Annotated in this window: 11 protein-coding genes; all 11 read right to left on the bottom strand. The window is 33.9% G+C overall.

Going from position 1 to position 16,299, the window contains the following annotated elements; translation table 11 throughout:
- Positions 1 to 3: 3 nt before the first annotated feature.
- The 11 genes from KFZ70_RS12645 to KFZ70_RS12595 all read right to left on the bottom strand — a co-directional run bounded on the left by KFZ70_RS12645 (position 4) and on the right by KFZ70_RS12595 (position 16,279).
- Positions 4 to 870, bottom strand: a complete 867-nt coding sequence (locus KFZ70_RS12645; protein ID WP_139696127.1) for a hypothetical protein — start codon at positions 868 to 870, stop codon at positions 4 to 6.
- A gap of 1 nt (position 871) precedes the next feature.
- Positions 872 to 1,696 (bottom strand): TIM barrel protein, encoded by an 825-nt coding sequence (locus KFZ70_RS12640; protein WP_158293190.1) that lies wholly within the window; start codon positions 1,694 to 1,696, stop codon positions 872 to 874.
- A gap of 83 nt (positions 1,697 to 1,779) precedes the next feature.
- Positions 1,780 to 4,098 carry a GH92 family glycosyl hydrolase gene (locus KFZ70_RS12635; RefSeq protein ID WP_139696132.1) on the bottom strand — a complete coding sequence of 773 codons (2,319 nt, stop codon included), beginning with the start codon at positions 4,096 to 4,098 and terminating at the stop codon, positions 1,780 to 1,782.
- A gap of 10 nt (positions 4,099 to 4,108) precedes the next feature.
- On the bottom strand, positions 4,109 to 5,335 hold the full coding sequence (locus KFZ70_RS12630) for a hypothetical protein (protein WP_139696135.1): 1,227 nt from the start codon (positions 5,333 to 5,335) through the stop codon (positions 4,109 to 4,111).
- Positions 5,336 to 5,343: 8 nt separating this feature from the next.
- Entirely contained in the window at positions 5,344 to 6,972 is a 1,629-nt protein-coding gene (locus tag KFZ70_RS12625; RefSeq protein ID WP_139696138.1) for a sulfatase, read from the bottom strand.
- A gap of 28 nt (positions 6,973 to 7,000) precedes the next feature.
- Complete coding sequence (locus KFZ70_RS12620) at positions 7,001 to 8,605, bottom strand: sulfatase-like hydrolase/transferase (RefSeq protein ID WP_139696140.1); 1,605 nt, start codon at positions 8,603 to 8,605, stop codon at positions 7,001 to 7,003.
- Positions 8,606 to 8,819: 214 nt separating this feature from the next.
- A complete protein-coding gene (locus KFZ70_RS12615) occupies positions 8,820 to 10,013 on the bottom strand; it encodes a Gfo/Idh/MocA family protein (protein ID WP_139696142.1) in 1,194 nt (397 codons plus the stop codon).
- A gap of 9 nt (positions 10,014 to 10,022) precedes the next feature.
- A complete protein-coding gene (locus KFZ70_RS12610; RefSeq protein ID WP_139696144.1) occupies positions 10,023 to 11,372 on the bottom strand; it encodes a Gfo/Idh/MocA family protein in 1,350 nt (449 codons plus the stop codon).
- A gap of 4 nt (positions 11,373 to 11,376) precedes the next feature.
- Positions 11,377 to 12,780, bottom strand: coding sequence for a DUF1080 domain-containing protein (locus tag KFZ70_RS12605; protein ID WP_233244024.1), 1,404 nt, complete (start codon positions 12,778 to 12,780; stop codon positions 11,377 to 11,379).
- A gap of 61 nt (positions 12,781 to 12,841) precedes the next feature.
- Positions 12,842 to 14,044, bottom strand: a complete 1,203-nt coding sequence (gene manA / locus KFZ70_RS12600) for a mannose-6-phosphate isomerase, class I (RefSeq protein WP_139696146.1) — start codon at positions 14,042 to 14,044, stop codon at positions 12,842 to 12,844.
- Positions 14,045 to 14,242: 198 nt separating this feature from the next.
- Positions 14,243 to 16,279, bottom strand: a complete 2,037-nt coding sequence (locus KFZ70_RS12595; protein WP_158293191.1) for a Sip1-related alpha-galactosidase — start codon at positions 16,277 to 16,279, stop codon at positions 14,243 to 14,245.
- Positions 16,280 to 16,299 lie beyond the last annotated feature (20 nt).

Below are 16,299 nucleotides of genomic sequence, written 5' to 3'. Positions count from 1 at the left end.
TTATTAGTTTAATTTTATAAATAGCACTTGATTTGTACCATGCTGTGGGAAAGCTAAAATATTGAGTTTTTTTGAGTAGTTTGGGTCTGTTGGATATTTCAATCCTGTCATTATTATTTCCACCTGTTGTTTTTTAGGATCAATTTTAAGTAATTTTCCTGCAGCCCAATCAGTAATGTAATAATTATTTTTAATTTTAGTTATTCCTTCAAGATTTCCTGCTTCTGTAGCTATAGGCTGAATGTTTTTAGTCTCTAAATCAATGCTTAAAAGATCGCCTAACTTAGAAGTCTCAAAAGAACTCGGTTTTAACAATACTCCCCAAGAAGCTACTATCAATTTATCTTTTTCCATGTATAAGCCGTCAGGAGCTTCTAGTCTGTCGGACTCTAACCAAATGTTAACTTTTTTAGTAACAGCATCAATCTTGAAGATTTTATTACCAAAAAAATCAGATATATAAAGGTCTCCACTTTCTGAAATAGCGACATCATTTAAAAATTCACCTTCTGGAATGGGGTAAAATGTTTCTACCTTTTCATTTTTAATGTTAATTTCAAACACTCCTTCCCTATCTACCACATACAAAAACTTCTTTGTAGCCACCATGCCAGAAGGGGCATGCATACCTTCTTCTTTACCTATCCAAAAGGGGGCTATCACATTTCCAAATTCATCAGTTCTAGTAACCCAGCCATTAGCATCTTTCTCTAGTGAAATTCCTCCTCCCAAATTTGATACAAACCATGTTCTTGATTTTTCATGCCAAACAGCTTGATCTGGTGCATCATAAACCTGTACTTTTTTTTGAGAAAAAGAACTTGAAAAAAATATTATAAATACAAAAACTGAAATAAAAATTGTTTTCATATTATTCGGATAAATAATTAGTTTTTAATTGTTGCCACTTTTGCATAGATAAAGGTAAATAAATATCTGGTTCTTTATCAAAGCCAAAATTAATATACCCAATAGGTCCTCTATAATTTACTTCATTTAAAGCCTTTAAGAAATGACTATAATCAAAAGTCCCATCTTCAAGTGGCATTATGGTACCTTGATCCATAGACCTTCTACTTGACATATCAACTTTTGCCTGAGCACCAGCTATTGTAACAAAACTAATATAATCTTTTACATTCTCTACTACTTCAGCTAACCTATTCCCATTTCCTGCTTTTAATTCATGACAAGTATGGACAGCTAATTTTAAATTAGGATGATTTATTTTTTTCACCATGGGCAATGATTGTTCTGCTGTGTAAAAATAACACCAACTATGAGGATATAAGGTTACAGACACATTTCTATTTGCAGCGTAATTTACCATATTTTTTAAAACACCTTCTACATGTTCATCATCAACGCCTGGTTCTTTTTTTCCAAAAATCACCCATAAGTCTATTCCTTGATTCTTAATTATATCAACAACGCGTTGCCACCTTGTTCTATCAATTTCATTATCGGCAAAATTATATCTTATAAAAACAGAATATATTTTAAATTCTTTAATTTTATTGGCGTATGCAATAAACTCAGGTAATTGTTTTACATGCTCTGCCTTTGCCATTCTTAATGAAATACCATCATAGCCATATGTTTTAAGCTTCTCTATTTGTGCTTTAGATTCTAATAACTCTAAGCCTCCAAAATTATATACAAAAAAAGGGTTACCCTGCTGATTATTTACCTCCATCTCTTGATAAAATTTCGACTGAGTTTGCCCCTTCGAATTACAAAAAAAAACAGCCAGACATGAGAAAATAAAAATTGTACTTTTCATTGATGCTTACTAAAAGAATAAGGTAATTCTTCATCTTTACTCCCCCAACTTTTATTAGGTATGTCTGTAAGAGTAAAGTGCAAAGTTCCTCCCTCTTGAATCTCTTCAAACTTAATGAAATTATTGTTAAATGGTTTACCTTTTAAACTAGCAGAGTTTATATAAACATTATTTTCTCTATTATTTTCTGAAGTTATTATAAAAGTATTTCCGTTATCAAGTGTTAATGTAGCTCTATCAAACAAAGGACTACCAATAACATATTCATCAACCCCAGGAGTAACAGGATAAAAACCTAAAGCACTAAATACATACCAGGCAGATGTTTGTCCATTATCTTCATCGCCACAATACCCATCTGGGGTTGCCGCGTATAGCTTGTTAAGCACTTCACGTACTCGCCCTTGAGCTTTATAAGGCATCCCTGCATAATTGTATAGATAAATCATGTGTTGAATAGGTTGATTACCGTGTGCATAATTACCCATATTCACAATCTGCATTTCTCTAATTTCATGAATGGTTTGTCCATAATAAGAATCATCAAAATCTGGAGGCATTGTAAATACTGCATCTAATTGTTTTACAAAAGGCTCTTTTCCTCCCATTAAATCAATTAAACCCTGCACATCATGAAAAACAGACCAAGTATAATGCAAACTATTGCCTTCAGTAAAAGCGTCACCCCATTTTAGCGGATTAAACGGCGACTGAAAACTACCGTCTTCATTTTTACCACGCATTAAATTGGATTCAGTATCAAACACATTTTTATAATTATAGGATTGCTTATAAAAACGTTTGGCTAGATCATCTTTACCAAGCTTTTCTGCCATTTTTGCAATAGTAAAATCGGCATAAGCATACTCTAAAGTTCTTGCTGTATTTTCTTTTATACCAACATTGTAAGGCACATATCCTAATTCATTATAGTAGTCTACACCTTCTCTCCCAACAGATGGATGAGGTCTTCCTTCATTTACATTTGCATTTTTAAGCATTGCCTCAAACAACGTATTTATCACCTCATCATCTTTAATGTTTCCTTTTAGAAACGCATCTACTACAATTGGTGCGGAGTTTGACCCTATCATACAGTTTCTATGTCCAGGGCTTGCCCATTCTGGTAACCAACCAGATTCTTTATATGTATTGGCTAAACCCTCCATAATATTGGCATTAAGTTCTGGATACATTAGATTAAAAAATGGAAATACTGCCCTAAAAGTGTCCCAAAAACCATTATCTGTAAACATGTAACCTGGTAATACTTTTCCATTATATGGGCTATAATGCACTATATCATTATTAGCATCAAATTCATAAAATTTTCTTGGGAAAAGCAATACCCTATATAAACATGAATAAAACGTTTTTAAATTATCTGTGTTTGCGTCTTCAACTTTTATTCTATTCAACTCTTTTTCCCAAGCATTTTTGGCTTTTTCTTTTGTTACTTCAAAATCATCATTACCTATTTCTCTTGAAAGGTTTAAAGTCGCCTGATCTAAACTTATAAAAGAGGAAGCAACCTTGGCATGTACTTCTTCTCCTCTAGTGGTTTTAAAACCAATAATAGCACCTACATGTTCTCCTTCACTTGTTAGACTATTCTCTAGTAAGGTCCAATTATCTGCCCAGGTATGTGTTATTTCAAAGTCCTTATCAAAAGTTACTACAAAGTAATTATGAAAATTCTCTGGAACTCCACCGCTATTATTTCTACAATACCCAATAATTTTTCGTTCTTCAGGTATAATTTTTACCATAGATCCTTGAAAAAAGCCATCTACTAAAATATAAGAAGTCTCACCATCTGGAAACGTAAATTTAAAATGAGCAGCTCGTTCTGTTGGTGCCACTTCAGCTACCACATCATAATCTGCTAAATACGTTTTATAATGATATGGTTTTACCGTTTCTGCTTTATGAGAAAACCAAGATGCGCGCTCATTCTCATGAAATTTTAAATCGCCAGTTACAGCCATTAAAGAAAAAGCTGCATAATCATTAATCCAAGGACTAGGCTGATGTGTTTGCTTAATTCCTCTTATTTTATTTTCATTGTATTTATAGGTCCATCCATCACCCATTTTAGAAGTCATAGGTGTCCAGAAATTCATCCCCCATGGTGTTGCTATGGCTGGGTATGTATTTCCATTTGATAGACTAAATTTTGAATCGGTTCCCATTAATGGATTTACATACTCTACCAACGCTTTCTCTTCGTTAGAACTGCAATAAGAAACAACGGTTTGTTTACATGAGTGTAAAAAGAATGCCATGCAAATGGCGGCTATTATCTTCAGTTTCATTAAAAAAATTTTAATCTATTATTTTGTTATAAAATTGTTCATTTTTATCGATACATACTGAGAATTGTAAAGTAGCCTTTTCATTTTCAATAGTAACTGGCTCTTTACTCATATAGTTTCTCATTCTTGCTCCAAAAACAGAAACTGTTAGTTTTTTATCCCCTCTTACTAACATATAATCCCATGACATTTGTTCTTTTACTGGTGTTAAAGCACTATTCCCTCCAGAAAACGCTTCAACATTTGTTAATGAGGTATGCCCTTGCCCTTCAATAATAATAGGATGTATGTTCTCAACTTTCTCTCCTGTATTTGCTATAATAGACCCTTGTGCTATTTGCCAATTTCTATTTTTAGTATTACTTCCTTGTTTTAAGATACCCACCGCAACACAGTCAAAATTAAAGTTAGTTAATTGCCCATATGACTGTTCGCCCAGTAAAATACCTCCATAAGTACCAAACGTAAATAAGTCTATTATTTGTGCATTATCGGTATTATTTATGGTATAAGCATAAGTTTTTTTAGCTATCACAGCATCCACTACTTTTCTTGTAATTTGCCCGCCAATAAAACGTTGAGAAGCTGGATTTACATGGCAATGCAAAATACGTGGCACATCATATACGTAATTCATTTTTATAAACTGGCCACTTAAAGGAAACCCATAGCAGTGTTCAAATGTCATCAATTCACAAGGATATTGTCTACTTGCATTAAAATCAAAGGCAACATACTCACCGTAAAAAGAAAGACAGGATAAATAGACTCCTTGAGTGAGACTGTTTTTTGAGACCTGTATTGTTGCTGGGTATTCTATTATAGCTGACGGATCATTAACAGTTTGCTCTGGGTACCAAAACTGAATACCCTTAATTTGAGTTGAAGATTTTACGGTAATAAAAACCTGATCTTTATCGGTTATCTTAAAAACGCTTCCTACTGGCTGTTTTAAATTTTCGTGAATAGTACCTCTTGGAGTTGGGCCATGTACGCCTATTAACGAGACATTATCTTTTAAAGCAACTCCTCCATCTATGTGATAGGGTTCATTACTAGGTTCTATCCACAAAGCTGCTCCTTTTGGTGAAGCCCAATCTATTGCTTTTTGTAAATTTATTTTATTAACCGCCGCTGAATTTTCTGGTTTAACTCCAAATTCTTGAATACTTTTCATTGTTTGAGCCCAAGACCATTGGATTACCAAAACACATAGCACTATAAATATTCGTTTCATATTTTATCTTAGTTAAGTTTATTTTTATTCTTTTTTAAAGAAGCAATTATTTCTTGTTTACCAATATCAGGGTAGCGTTTTTGAAAATCCTCATAGTAAGCCTCTAATTTGTTAATTTGGTCTATGTACTCTTTGTTATTAATTTGATTTTGAACTTCTAAACTATCTTCTTGAAGATTAAAAAACATATCTCCATAATCTCTATAATCAAATTGTTTTTTAAAACTAGTTGGATCTAGCATTTTACCAAGCTTATAATTTTTGGTTATAATAGCTGCTTGTGACCAACTTTCTGAAACTATATACTCTCTTTTAATAGGTTCTTTATTTTGCATTAAACCATGAAGCGAAATACCCTGAATATCATGCTTTAGTTCTGGCTCAGGAAGATTTAAAATTTCTAAAACTGTAGGTAAAATATCTACTTGACTAACAAGTTCATATTTCTTTTCTCCTTGAGATTGACCAGGATATTTTATAATTAGAGGAATATTTAAAATGTCTTCATATACGTTATGCCCCATAGCAGCTTTTTCAACCATTCCATGATTACCAACAAAATCACCATGGTCTGTTGTGTAGATAATTAAAGTTTCTTCTTTTAAACCTGCTTTCTCTAATTGATTTATTATCTCGCCTATATAATAATCTACTTCACTTACTAAAGCGTAATATGCCCCAATATAGTTTCGCCACAATTGTTCTTCTTTAGCTGCTTTATCCATATTCCAAACCTTATTGCCCCCATTTCTTTGTGCTTGCAAAAACGGTGGTAAATTACTTGTAGCCTCATAAAAACTTGCAGGTATCTTTATAGACGAGCCATTTTTAATACCATCCCCCCATTTAGACACATCGTACATATCCATGTACTTTTTTAAAGGCGTGTAGGGTTGATGGGGTCTATAAAATGTTGCCCAACAAAAAAAAGGTGTCTTAGTTGTTTTATGCTTTTTTATAACATCAATGGTATTTTTAGCTGTATAAGCCTCCATTGTATAACCTTCAGGTAGTGAAGAAATTCTTGTTGCCAAATCTGCAGTATGAATTAGTCCATGTGCCATAGAGCATGAAGGTGGTTTTCCAAATTCAGCCGCCCAATCATTTGCAAATTCCTTCGCATATCCTAAGCTATCTATCCAGGTTACATAGTTCTCACGACTTTCGTCACAAAGATGACTTCTCTTAACATCCCAACCTTCATCTATCGCAGCTTTTGTATGGCGTTTCCCAAAAGCATATGTTTTATATCCATTTGCTTTTAAAATTGTAGCCATTGACTTAACCTCTCTCATGACCTGGGTGTTTTCTGAGTTTGAAAGTATACCAAGAGTTCTTGGATAAATACCCGTCATAAGGGCAGACCTAGAGGGAGCACATATGCCAGTAGCACAATAAGCTCTATCAAAAACAAATGCTTGTTGTGCTAATCTATCTAGATTAGGTGTTTGAACATCTGGATGCCCTTCAAACCCCATAACATTCTTATTATGTTGGTCTGAGAACAAAATAAGAACATTAGGTTGCTTGTTTTCTGTTTTTAAAAATTCTTTTTTACAAGAGAAAACATTACAACTTAACAGAAAAATCGTTAGTACTTGTATTACTATTTTTTTGGATTTTAAAAGCTTATCCATTGTGTTGTAATCAATAAAAGTAATTTAATTAAATCAACTCTCTATCTTTCACCCCCTTATATCTCGCAGAATTATTTTTTTTAAGCCACTCAAGTAAACACCCTCTTAATTCTTCTACTTTTTCTCTATACTTCGCCTTATCGGGGTTGTTTCCTATAAGGTTATTCATTTCATGCGGATCTGTATTTAAATCGTACATAGCATTAATAACTGTAGACTCTTTAGTATATGGAATTATTAGTTTCCAGCCATCTTTTACAATCATATAATTAGGCGCTACTGGTCCTCTATAATCCCATTCTGTCACCACATAGTCACCGTGACTGGTTTCTTTTCCTTCAATTAAATCTCTTAAACTAGAACCGTCTGAAGGATATTTCTTTTTCACATTTAGGTAATCTAAAATGGTAGAAAACAAATCAATTGTTGACACATAGCCATCTACAACTGTTTCTTTTTCTATCTCTCCTGGCAAACTTACAAATAAAGGAATGTGAGATGATTCTTCGTAAAACACATTCTTTTCTCTGAGCCCATGAGCGCCTAACATTTCACCATGATCACTTGTAAAAATGATTAAGGTGTTTTCTGTTAAATTGTTGTCATCTAAAGTTTTTAAAATTTTCCCTATCCAATCATCAATTTCTTTAATGATACCGTAATAATTGGAAATCATATACTTTATCTTCTCCGGATCTGAATATTCAGGCATTCCCATTCTTCCGTTGGCGTGTTTGTATGGTGAGTTTTCCATAGTGTCATGTATACTTGCTGGCGGAACCATTTCATCAACCGGATACATACCGTAATAAGGCTTGGTTGGTGTCATTGGAGCATGCGGCATATGAATAGATAACGTAATACTAAAAGTGGTATCTTTTAGTCTATTGATTGCTTTTATTGCTTCTTTTGCCTGAAACGCGGTAAAACTATGCTCTGCTGGTATTTTCAATTCTCCATGCAAATCTGGCTGCACACGTCTTTTTCTCTCATCTTTTTTCACGTCTTCCCAAGAGTGACCATAATAACTATCTATTGGATCCGGCACATAAGCACGTTTTGTAAAGGTGTCATAAAACTCATCTCCCTCTAGTTTTTGCTTAGGGTAATGTTCATTAATATAATCCATATACACATGGTTTTGCCCTCCATGTTCAAAAATAGATTTACCATTTTTTGCAACTTTTTTAGGATTTCTATAAATCGCTGCATGATGAGACATAACATGCCATTTTCCATAATATTCGCAGTGATAGCCATTTTCTGTTAAAATCTCGTCGAATGTTGGCGTAGTCATTACAGGTTCTTCATCATAAAAATAAGTTTTATCATTGGTATTAACCCCAGTACTTTCAACCGTCATTCCTGTAAGAATTGCAGATCTAGCAGGACCACATACCGCCATTGGTGTATATGCGTTTTTAAAATAGGCTCCACTTTTTCCTAAACGATCTAAATTTGGAGTTTGTAACACCGTATTTCCAGCAATACTTAATGCTTTGTATTGCTGCTGATCGGTCATAATAAATAAGAGATTTTTCTTTTTTTGAGCGAATGATGAAAAGGTTAGAAATACAGCCAAAACCATCAAATACGTTAAACTTGAACGTGTTGAAAAATTTACACTCATCATTTTAATTTAGTATTGTATAAGTTCCAAATCCTTTAAACAGGAATATTTGAATGCTAAACTAACCTGACAGGTTAAAAAAGAATTAATTAATAATTAAAATAAAACAACACTGACATTAATTTTCTCTTTTAACATTTTTGACCTAAAAAAAAGCAAAACCAGTTATTAATACTAACTGGTTTCGCTTTTTAAAAAACATATAATTACAACAGATTTAGGACATTTTTATTTTATCACAATAAATAATTTCATCCTTATACATAGCATCTAAAGACATTTGTACCGCTTTAGCTGTATTTGCACCAGTATGAATGTTAGATATGGGTTCTGTATTATTAACTATACTGTCTCTAAAATCTATTAGAGCTTGTTTACTTGGATCATTATGCTCTATATGAATTGGAATTCCCTTTCCTTGCATTTGAGAATTTACCGTAGCACCTGAAACGCCATCTACTTCACCTAATTCTTTCTCTATTCCTTTTTCATAATAAACCCAAGCATTAACATAATCTATCAAAATGGTTCCTTTATCACCATATACCTTAATTTGATAGTCTCCTAAGGCATTAGATGTTAAACACCTAAACGTGGCTTTAACACCACTAGGGTATTTGTATATCAAATGAATATTATCATAGGTTTCTCTACCATCTTTCCAATAATCTATACCCCCAACACCTTGAATCTGCTCTGGATTTTCACCTAATACCCAATTCACAAAATCAATTTGATGTGAGCATAACTCTGCTACCAAACCTCCTGAATATTCTCTATACATTCTCCAATTAATTGCTCGCTCTAAAGATGGATCTGGAACAGGTCTACGCCAATTTCCGTTTCTATTCCACTGACATTCAAAAGCAACAATCTTCCCTATTTTTCCTTCTTTTATCAGGTTAACAACATGAGAATAAAGTCTACTACTATGATATTGATGTCCTGTTTGAAAAACAACAGAACTAGTTGCTTCTTTTTTAACAAGCGCATTAATTGCTTCAAACCCTTTTGCCATGGTTTTTTCACAATACACATGTTTATTGGCATCTAAAGCATCGATTGAGATTTTAGAGTGCGTATTAAAGGGAGTTGAAACCAAAACAGCATCTATATCTTTATTATCTAAAAGTTTTCTATAATCGTTATATCCTTTTGCTTTTGCTCCAGCTTTTTTCAATCCATTTTCTAACCTAAATGGTAAGATATCACAACAAGCTATAACATTTACCCCTTCAATCTCATTTAAAAATGGGGTAAGTCCTGCACCTCTATCTCCAGTCCCAATAACACCTATATTTATAGTATTGTTGGCTCTAAAGCCATTAGTTGCTCCCCATAAAACAGAAGAACCTACTGCAAGACCTGATGTTACTAAACCACTTTTAACTATAAAATCTCTTCGTTTCATGAATCTTTACTATAGTTTTGGTTCCCAACCTGGTTCATAAGTTCTTGACCATAACGCCATAGCTTCTCTATCAAAAATTCTGCCAGAATTTGTATCAACATCGAAAGGCTTATTAATTCTTGATGCAATATTAGCATAATGCGTTAAGGCTTGACTTAGTGCCCCTTGTGCAATAGGCGATGCCAGCTCTTCTTTTCCTCTTATAGTTTGGAAGAAATTTTTTGCATGACTTGTAGTCAAATCACCTCCACCACCAAGAGCCATACCGCCTTCTGAGCCTCCTGATTTACTATCTCTTATCAACTCTCCTGCAAGATTATATAATGCAAACCCTTCTCTATCTAAAAATGCAGAACCTTCAGAACCATAAACAATAGTACCTCTTCCTTTACCATATTTATTATAATTATTTCTACTTTGTCCATCCCACTCAATAACTTGTCCGTCAGAGAACGTAAAACGAGCTTCCATAGAATCATACATTTCCCAACCATCATCTAAAAATTGATTTTTCCCAGCTCTTACATTTACGTGCATAGGATACTTAACTCCCAAAGCCCAACGAGCTATATCTAACTCATGAGTTGCATTATTACCCATCTCTGCAGTACCATAGTCCCAACCATACCAATGCCAATTATAGTTCCAGGTATTGTCTGTATAGTCTCTTCTTGGGGCTGGCCCTTGGAATAAATCCCAATCTAACCCTTCTGGCGGGGCTGTTTTAGTCTGGTTTGGCACACGCCCTCTTTTATTGATATAAAAAGCTGTAGCTTTATATATTTTTCCTATAATACCTTCATGAATATCTTTTATGATAGTGTTAGACTCTAAAGACGAACGTTGCTGGTTACCCATTTGCACAACCTTTCCATACTTCTTTTGAGCAGCAACAACTAACTCATTCTCAAACATATTATGAGAACATGGTTTTTCTAAATATACGTGTTTCCCTGCCTGCATTGCCATACAAGCACCAGGTGTATGCCAATGATCTGGAGTTGCCATAAAAACAGCATCAACATCTTTATCCTCTAAAACCTTTCTTATATCATTTTCCAAAGCCACTTTGTAGTTTAATACACTTCCAAAATCTTTAGCTGCACGCTCCCTTTGGCTTTTCATTACATCACACAAATACAATAGCTTCACATTATTCTCCTTTGTTACAATAGGAGTTTTATAAGCTGGGCAACGTCTACCCAAGCCTTGTATTGCAACATTAATACGATCATTAGCACCAATAATATTTGAATAACTTTTTGCTGACATAGCGTGACTTTCAAATTTACCTGCTATTGCTACTCCTGCTACTCCTGCGGCAGCTTTTTTAATAAAACTTCTTCTATTTGTACTCATAACATTATTGATTTTTATTTGTGTTTAATGGACGGATTTTAACATTTCTAAATGACACGTGGTCTCCGTGATCTTGAAGTAAAATTCTACCCTGATCTCCTTCTCCAAAATTAGGCCAAACTTTGTATTTACTTTCTGCTACTAACTTTCTATACTCTGGGCTTTTTCTCTCATATTCTAATACTTTTTTACCATTTAACCAGTGCTCAACATGATTATCTTTAGAGACAATATATGCTTGATTCCAATCTCCAATAGGCTTTACAACTTTTGTTGTATCTGCTTGAATTAAATCATAAAGAGATGCTACAGTTCTACTACCTTCATGATTTCCTAATTTAGCATCAGGATGTCTTTCATCATCTAAAATTTGAAACTCTAAACCAATTGAAGAGCCTTTCCCTTTATTCAATTCAGTGTCTACATAATACTTAATACCACTGTTAGCTCCTTCCGTTATTTTAAAATCAACCTTTAATTCAAAATTGGAAAATTTTTCTTTGGTAACAATATCACCTCCGTTTTCAGACTCATGTCCGCCTGATGCTAATACCGAAAGTACTCCATCTTTAATTTCCCAACCACCTTTAGGGAAATCAGCAATTTTAGCACCTCTCCATCCTTTGGTTGTTTTACCATCCCAAAGTATTTTCCAACCATTCTTTTTTTCCTCAAATGTTAAGTTATTAGCAACTACAAATGGATCCAAAGGACTCTTTTGTGCATATTTAGAAACATTATTTGTTACTATTTTAATGTTCTTCCAGGCTACTTGAGTGCCTTCTTTGTCTTTATTATCACCTATACTATGAACTTGCAAACCTATAAAACCTCTTGCCGTCATATCATCTACCAAAAATGCTGCGGGCACTCTGTTTATCCATGTTTTTATACTATCTCCTATTGCCTCTATTCTGTAATGATTCCATTGATTTTGGTTAAATGCTTTTTGAGCTTCAGGATTATTATCAAGAGTATATAACCAGCCTCTGCTTCCTTCATCATATACACCTGCACTCCAAGCTCTTTCTGAAGGATCTATTTCTATTTGATAACCATGTACTCTTCCATTTTTATAATCTGGAAAACTGTTACTTCTTATTTGAATTCCTGAATTTAACTTAGGATCTACTTTATAGTCTAATTCTAAAATAAAATCACCATAAAGCTCATCTGTTCTTAAAAATGTATTAGGTGTATCTATTTTAGAGGTGCCAACAATTGTTCCCTCTTTTACTTCATAATCTGCATTACCTCCAATTTTTGTCCAACCTTTTAATGTTTTTCCATCAAAAATATTTACCCATGGCGTATCATCGTTTTTCACTTCTGCACAATTACTCAAAAGAATTAACGACAATGCACTGGATAAAACTCCTCTTGACATTTGCTTTAGCTTAGTTTTCATTTCCTATTGTTAGAATTAATATTTACTTGATTTGTTTGTTTTATAAAGTCTCTACACCTACTTAAGGAGCTGTTGCTTTGTATAATTTAGCGTTTGATGTAGTGGTGATTTTATAATTACTATTAGCCACTACAAAGGCTGCTCCTCCTTTAAACAGTTGTAAAGTGGTGCCGTTTTCGATAAAACGTGCTTCACCTTCAATTACTATAAGCACCTCGGCTGTTTTTGATAGAGATTGATACACCTGATTGCTATTAATACTTATTTGGCTTAACTCAAAATCAGGTACTGGACTCTTGTAAATTCTTTCAATACCATCACTCTGAAGTTCTCCATCCAAAACATTAGGCACGGTAGCTTCAAAAGTCACATGCTTTAATAATTCTGGCACATCAACATATTTAGGTGTTAATCCTCCCCTCAACACATTATCTGAATTCGCCATAAGCTCCATATTTTGCCCCTCTAGGTAAGCATGAGGTATCCCCGCATCTTGAAAAACTGCCTCACCTGGATTGGCTTTTACGATATTGAAAAAATATATGGAATAAATACCTTTGTCTAGGATGGTGTCATCGTTGGACGAATCGACCGCTTTTGCTGCCCAATAATCTGGACTGCACTTACTTAATTCCCCCTCTTTATAAAGTGGCAAAATTCTATCAACTAAGGGCCTCAACGCTTCATTACATGCATCTTGAGACTGTTCCATAACGGTTTTGTATAACCCATAGTATCCTTTATTTTCAAAAACAGGAAGTAATGCTTGAAACTCTGGTGTGTTTTTTAGAATAGCTGCTAACTTGTGTTTTATCAGGAAGCCATGCAGCAACCAAAATTCACTCAAAGCTACCATAATTTCTGGTTTGTGGTTATCGTCTTTATAGTTTCTGTTAGGAGCGGTTATAGGAATTCCTAGCTCATTTTCCTTTTTAAACCCTTTTTCGGCTTCTGTTTTTGTTGGATGTACCTGAATAGACAACATCTCTTTTACATCAAGCACTTTAAATAAAAATGGTAAACGCCCAAATTTTCCTGCAATTTGATGTCCAAGTTTTTCGGTTAAATTACTTTCCAAAAAAGTATTTAATACTTGCTCTCCTTTCTCGGTCATTAATACAGATGGTGCATTAACATGAGCTCCCAGCCAATACTCTGCACATTTTGCTTCTGTGGTTTCCTCTCCTAGTAAATTAGAAATGAAATGAGAGCCTCCCCACGCATAATTTTGAATTTTCCCTTTAAGCGAAAATAATTTAGTCATTGTATAATATTTTAAGTTTTATAGTTAATTTGAAATTTAATTAAGTCATTTTGTAAATTATGACAAATAGCCCCTTCTAAGGGCAGCAATGAATTATATGTTCAATTTGATTTCTTATTGAATTGAATGATAATGCAACTTATTGACAGCACAAAAACACATTAGAGATAATAAAGTGTTGTTGTTATTTTTCATGTTCTAATTTAATTGTAACTGGAGGTTTAGATTTTTATCACCTTCTTTTAAATCAACCTTAAAAAAACCGTTTCCTAAACTTGTAACTTCACCAAATTTCGTTGATGGCGTTTTTGAATTGTGGTATACAATTAAAGGACCTGATTCATCTAAAATAATTTTTAAATAGTTTTTTGTATTCTCCTTTATGGTGTAGGTACAACCACCCACATATTTATTCATCAAACCTATAACGGCCCAGCCATTTTCAATTGGAGAAAGGTTGAATATTCTTCCCTTCATGTTATTAACTAAAAATTTATAACTGTCATTTAACCTCACTCCTCTTCTAGCCTCCCAATCATATACAACTAATCCTTCATGAGGCAACTGCCAAAGTCCTTCATAGGGTTGTTCTTTAGCTGCTGCGAATTGGTAATCTTTTTTTGAAATTGTGCCCTCAATACTTTCTTTTGAGGTGAAGTTGAAAGCTGCAATAGCACAACTTTTATGACGTGTAGGTGCTATAACACGATAACAAGACGTTTTATAATTTGTAAACAAATTATCAGCTAAAGGCACAGCAGGCGCAAGTGTTCTTATTATTTTTCCATCCTTGAAAATTAAGGGATCGATAAGCTTTTTATTGAAGTGAATTGGACGGTCTGAAATGTAAATTGGTCCTCCTGAAACAGCCCGCGCTATAGTTAAATACTGAGCTGTTTTTTGATTACTAGTATGATACATATCTAAATCGGCTACTAAAATATCTCCCCACCACATGTTGTTTGTGAAAGACTGTACCGTTCTAAACATGTTATCATTATCTAACTTTACATCAACACTAGCCCGAGAAATAACACTGTACTTGGTATTAAAAACATTCACATTGCTTTGAGAGATACAGTTTAAAAGTGCCACATTATTTTCATAGCATACCGTTTCTAAGGCTTTATTATTTTGATGAGCCGCATTCACACCGTTTTTAGAGCCATAGTTCATCCAGAAATTATAGGTTTGAAAATCTACCTTTACAAAATCAAACCCTCCATTAATACTATTTCTTATCATTTCATTATAGAATGCTTCAGAAGATTTATAATCAGGCCTAATAATCATATTCGTTTCTATTTCCACATTACCACCAGGTCTTTCTAACCTATAAGCTGTCCACGGCATTAAATGCTCTTTTAAATTAGCCATGGTATGATTGCGACTTACACCTCCCATACCACCACTCATGTTTCGCCAAATGCCCATCCATTTTACGGTATTCTCATTTTTCAAGGCGGTTATAGGTCTCCATCCATTAGGAAACTTGTTATTTACACCGAAACTTAGCAGTTGATTTTTCCAACCATTTTTCGGCACCTCTACATCTAAATAACCATCATCAATAATCACCCAACGCACTGGCACAGGGTTTTCTTTAATTTCTTTTATGCTTTGACTAACGTTTTCTTCAGTAATATCACCTCCAAACGACTCCCAAGTACACCAGCCTAAATAGTTGTATAACTCTGGATACTCTTTTTTAGAACGCCACTGTATGTTATCTTTACAAAACTTTGAATTAATAGCTTGTTCCCAACATTTTTGAGTAGCCGTATAAGGGTCTTTTGCATAGCTATAGGCGAACAAAGGAGCTTCTCCAGTAAAAGAATCGGTTCCAAAAGTACATAACTTAACACTAGATTGTCCTCCATTTAATGATACGTATGACATCACATTTTTTGATACTAGTGGTAGAATGGACAAATACTCACCATTTTTCAGCTTCAATAACAAATAATAACCGCAGTTAAAAGCATGCTCAAATCGTTTGTCTTGAATAGTATTTTCAATTTGTTTTTCAAACCTCTCTAAACTTGTAAATGTTGTGGGTCTTGTAAGGTAACCTGACACCCAGCCAGAAATATTAGCTTCATTAATAACGCCTTTTTCAAACTCTGGTAATTGCAAACGGTATTTACGAATGCAACCATTTAGGGGAGTTGCATTTTTCAATTGCTTTGTTATAATACCTGTTTCTGAAAGTAAAGTCAAATCTATAGGTTGCATGTCTATAACTTTGCTTCGTG

This window comes from Allotamlana fucoidanivorans (assembly GCF_045788535.1).
GTDB classification, from domain to species: domain Bacteria; phylum Bacteroidota; class Bacteroidia; order Flavobacteriales; family Flavobacteriaceae; genus Allotamlana; species Allotamlana fucoidanivorans.
Note: the sequence above shows the minus strand (reverse complement) of the source record. Positions and strands in the feature narration are given on the sequence as shown.

Coding starts and splice junctions, on each gene's coding strand:
- KFZ70_RS12645 (WP_139696127.1), bottom strand. CDS start 870: ATGAAAACAATTTTTATTTCAGTTTTTGTATTTATAATATTTTTTTCA.
- KFZ70_RS12640 (WP_158293190.1), bottom strand. CDS start 1,696: ATGGAGGTAAATAATCAGCAGGGTAACCCTTTTTTTGTATATAATTTT.
- KFZ70_RS12635 (WP_139696132.1), bottom strand. CDS start 4,098: ATGAAACTGAAGATAATAGCCGCCATTTGCATGGCATTCTTTTTACAC.
- KFZ70_RS12630 (WP_139696135.1), bottom strand. CDS start 5,335: ATGAAACGAATATTTATAGTGCTATGTGTTTTGGTAATCCAATGGTCT.
- KFZ70_RS12625 (WP_139696138.1), bottom strand. CDS start 6,972: ATGGATAAGCTTTTAAAATCCAAAAAAATAGTAATACAAGTACTAACG.
- KFZ70_RS12620 (WP_139696140.1), bottom strand. CDS start 8,605: ATGATGAGTGTAAATTTTTCAACACGTTCAAGTTTAACGTATTTGATG.
- KFZ70_RS12615 (WP_139696142.1), bottom strand. CDS start 10,013: ATGAAACGAAGAGATTTTATAGTTAAAAGTGGTTTAGTAACATCAGGT.
- KFZ70_RS12610 (WP_139696144.1), bottom strand. CDS start 11,372: ATGAGTACAAATAGAAGAAGTTTTATTAAAAAAGCTGCCGCAGGAGTA.
- KFZ70_RS12605 (WP_233244024.1), bottom strand. CDS start 12,780: ATGAAAACTAAGCTAAAGCAAATGTCAAGAGGAGTTTTATCCAGTGCA.
- manA (WP_139696146.1), bottom strand. CDS start 14,044: ATGACTAAATTATTTTCGCTTAAAGGGAAAATTCAAAATTATGCGTGG.
- KFZ70_RS12595 (WP_158293191.1), bottom strand. CDS start 16,279: ATGCAACCTATAGATTTGACTTTACTTTCAGAAACAGGTATTATAACA.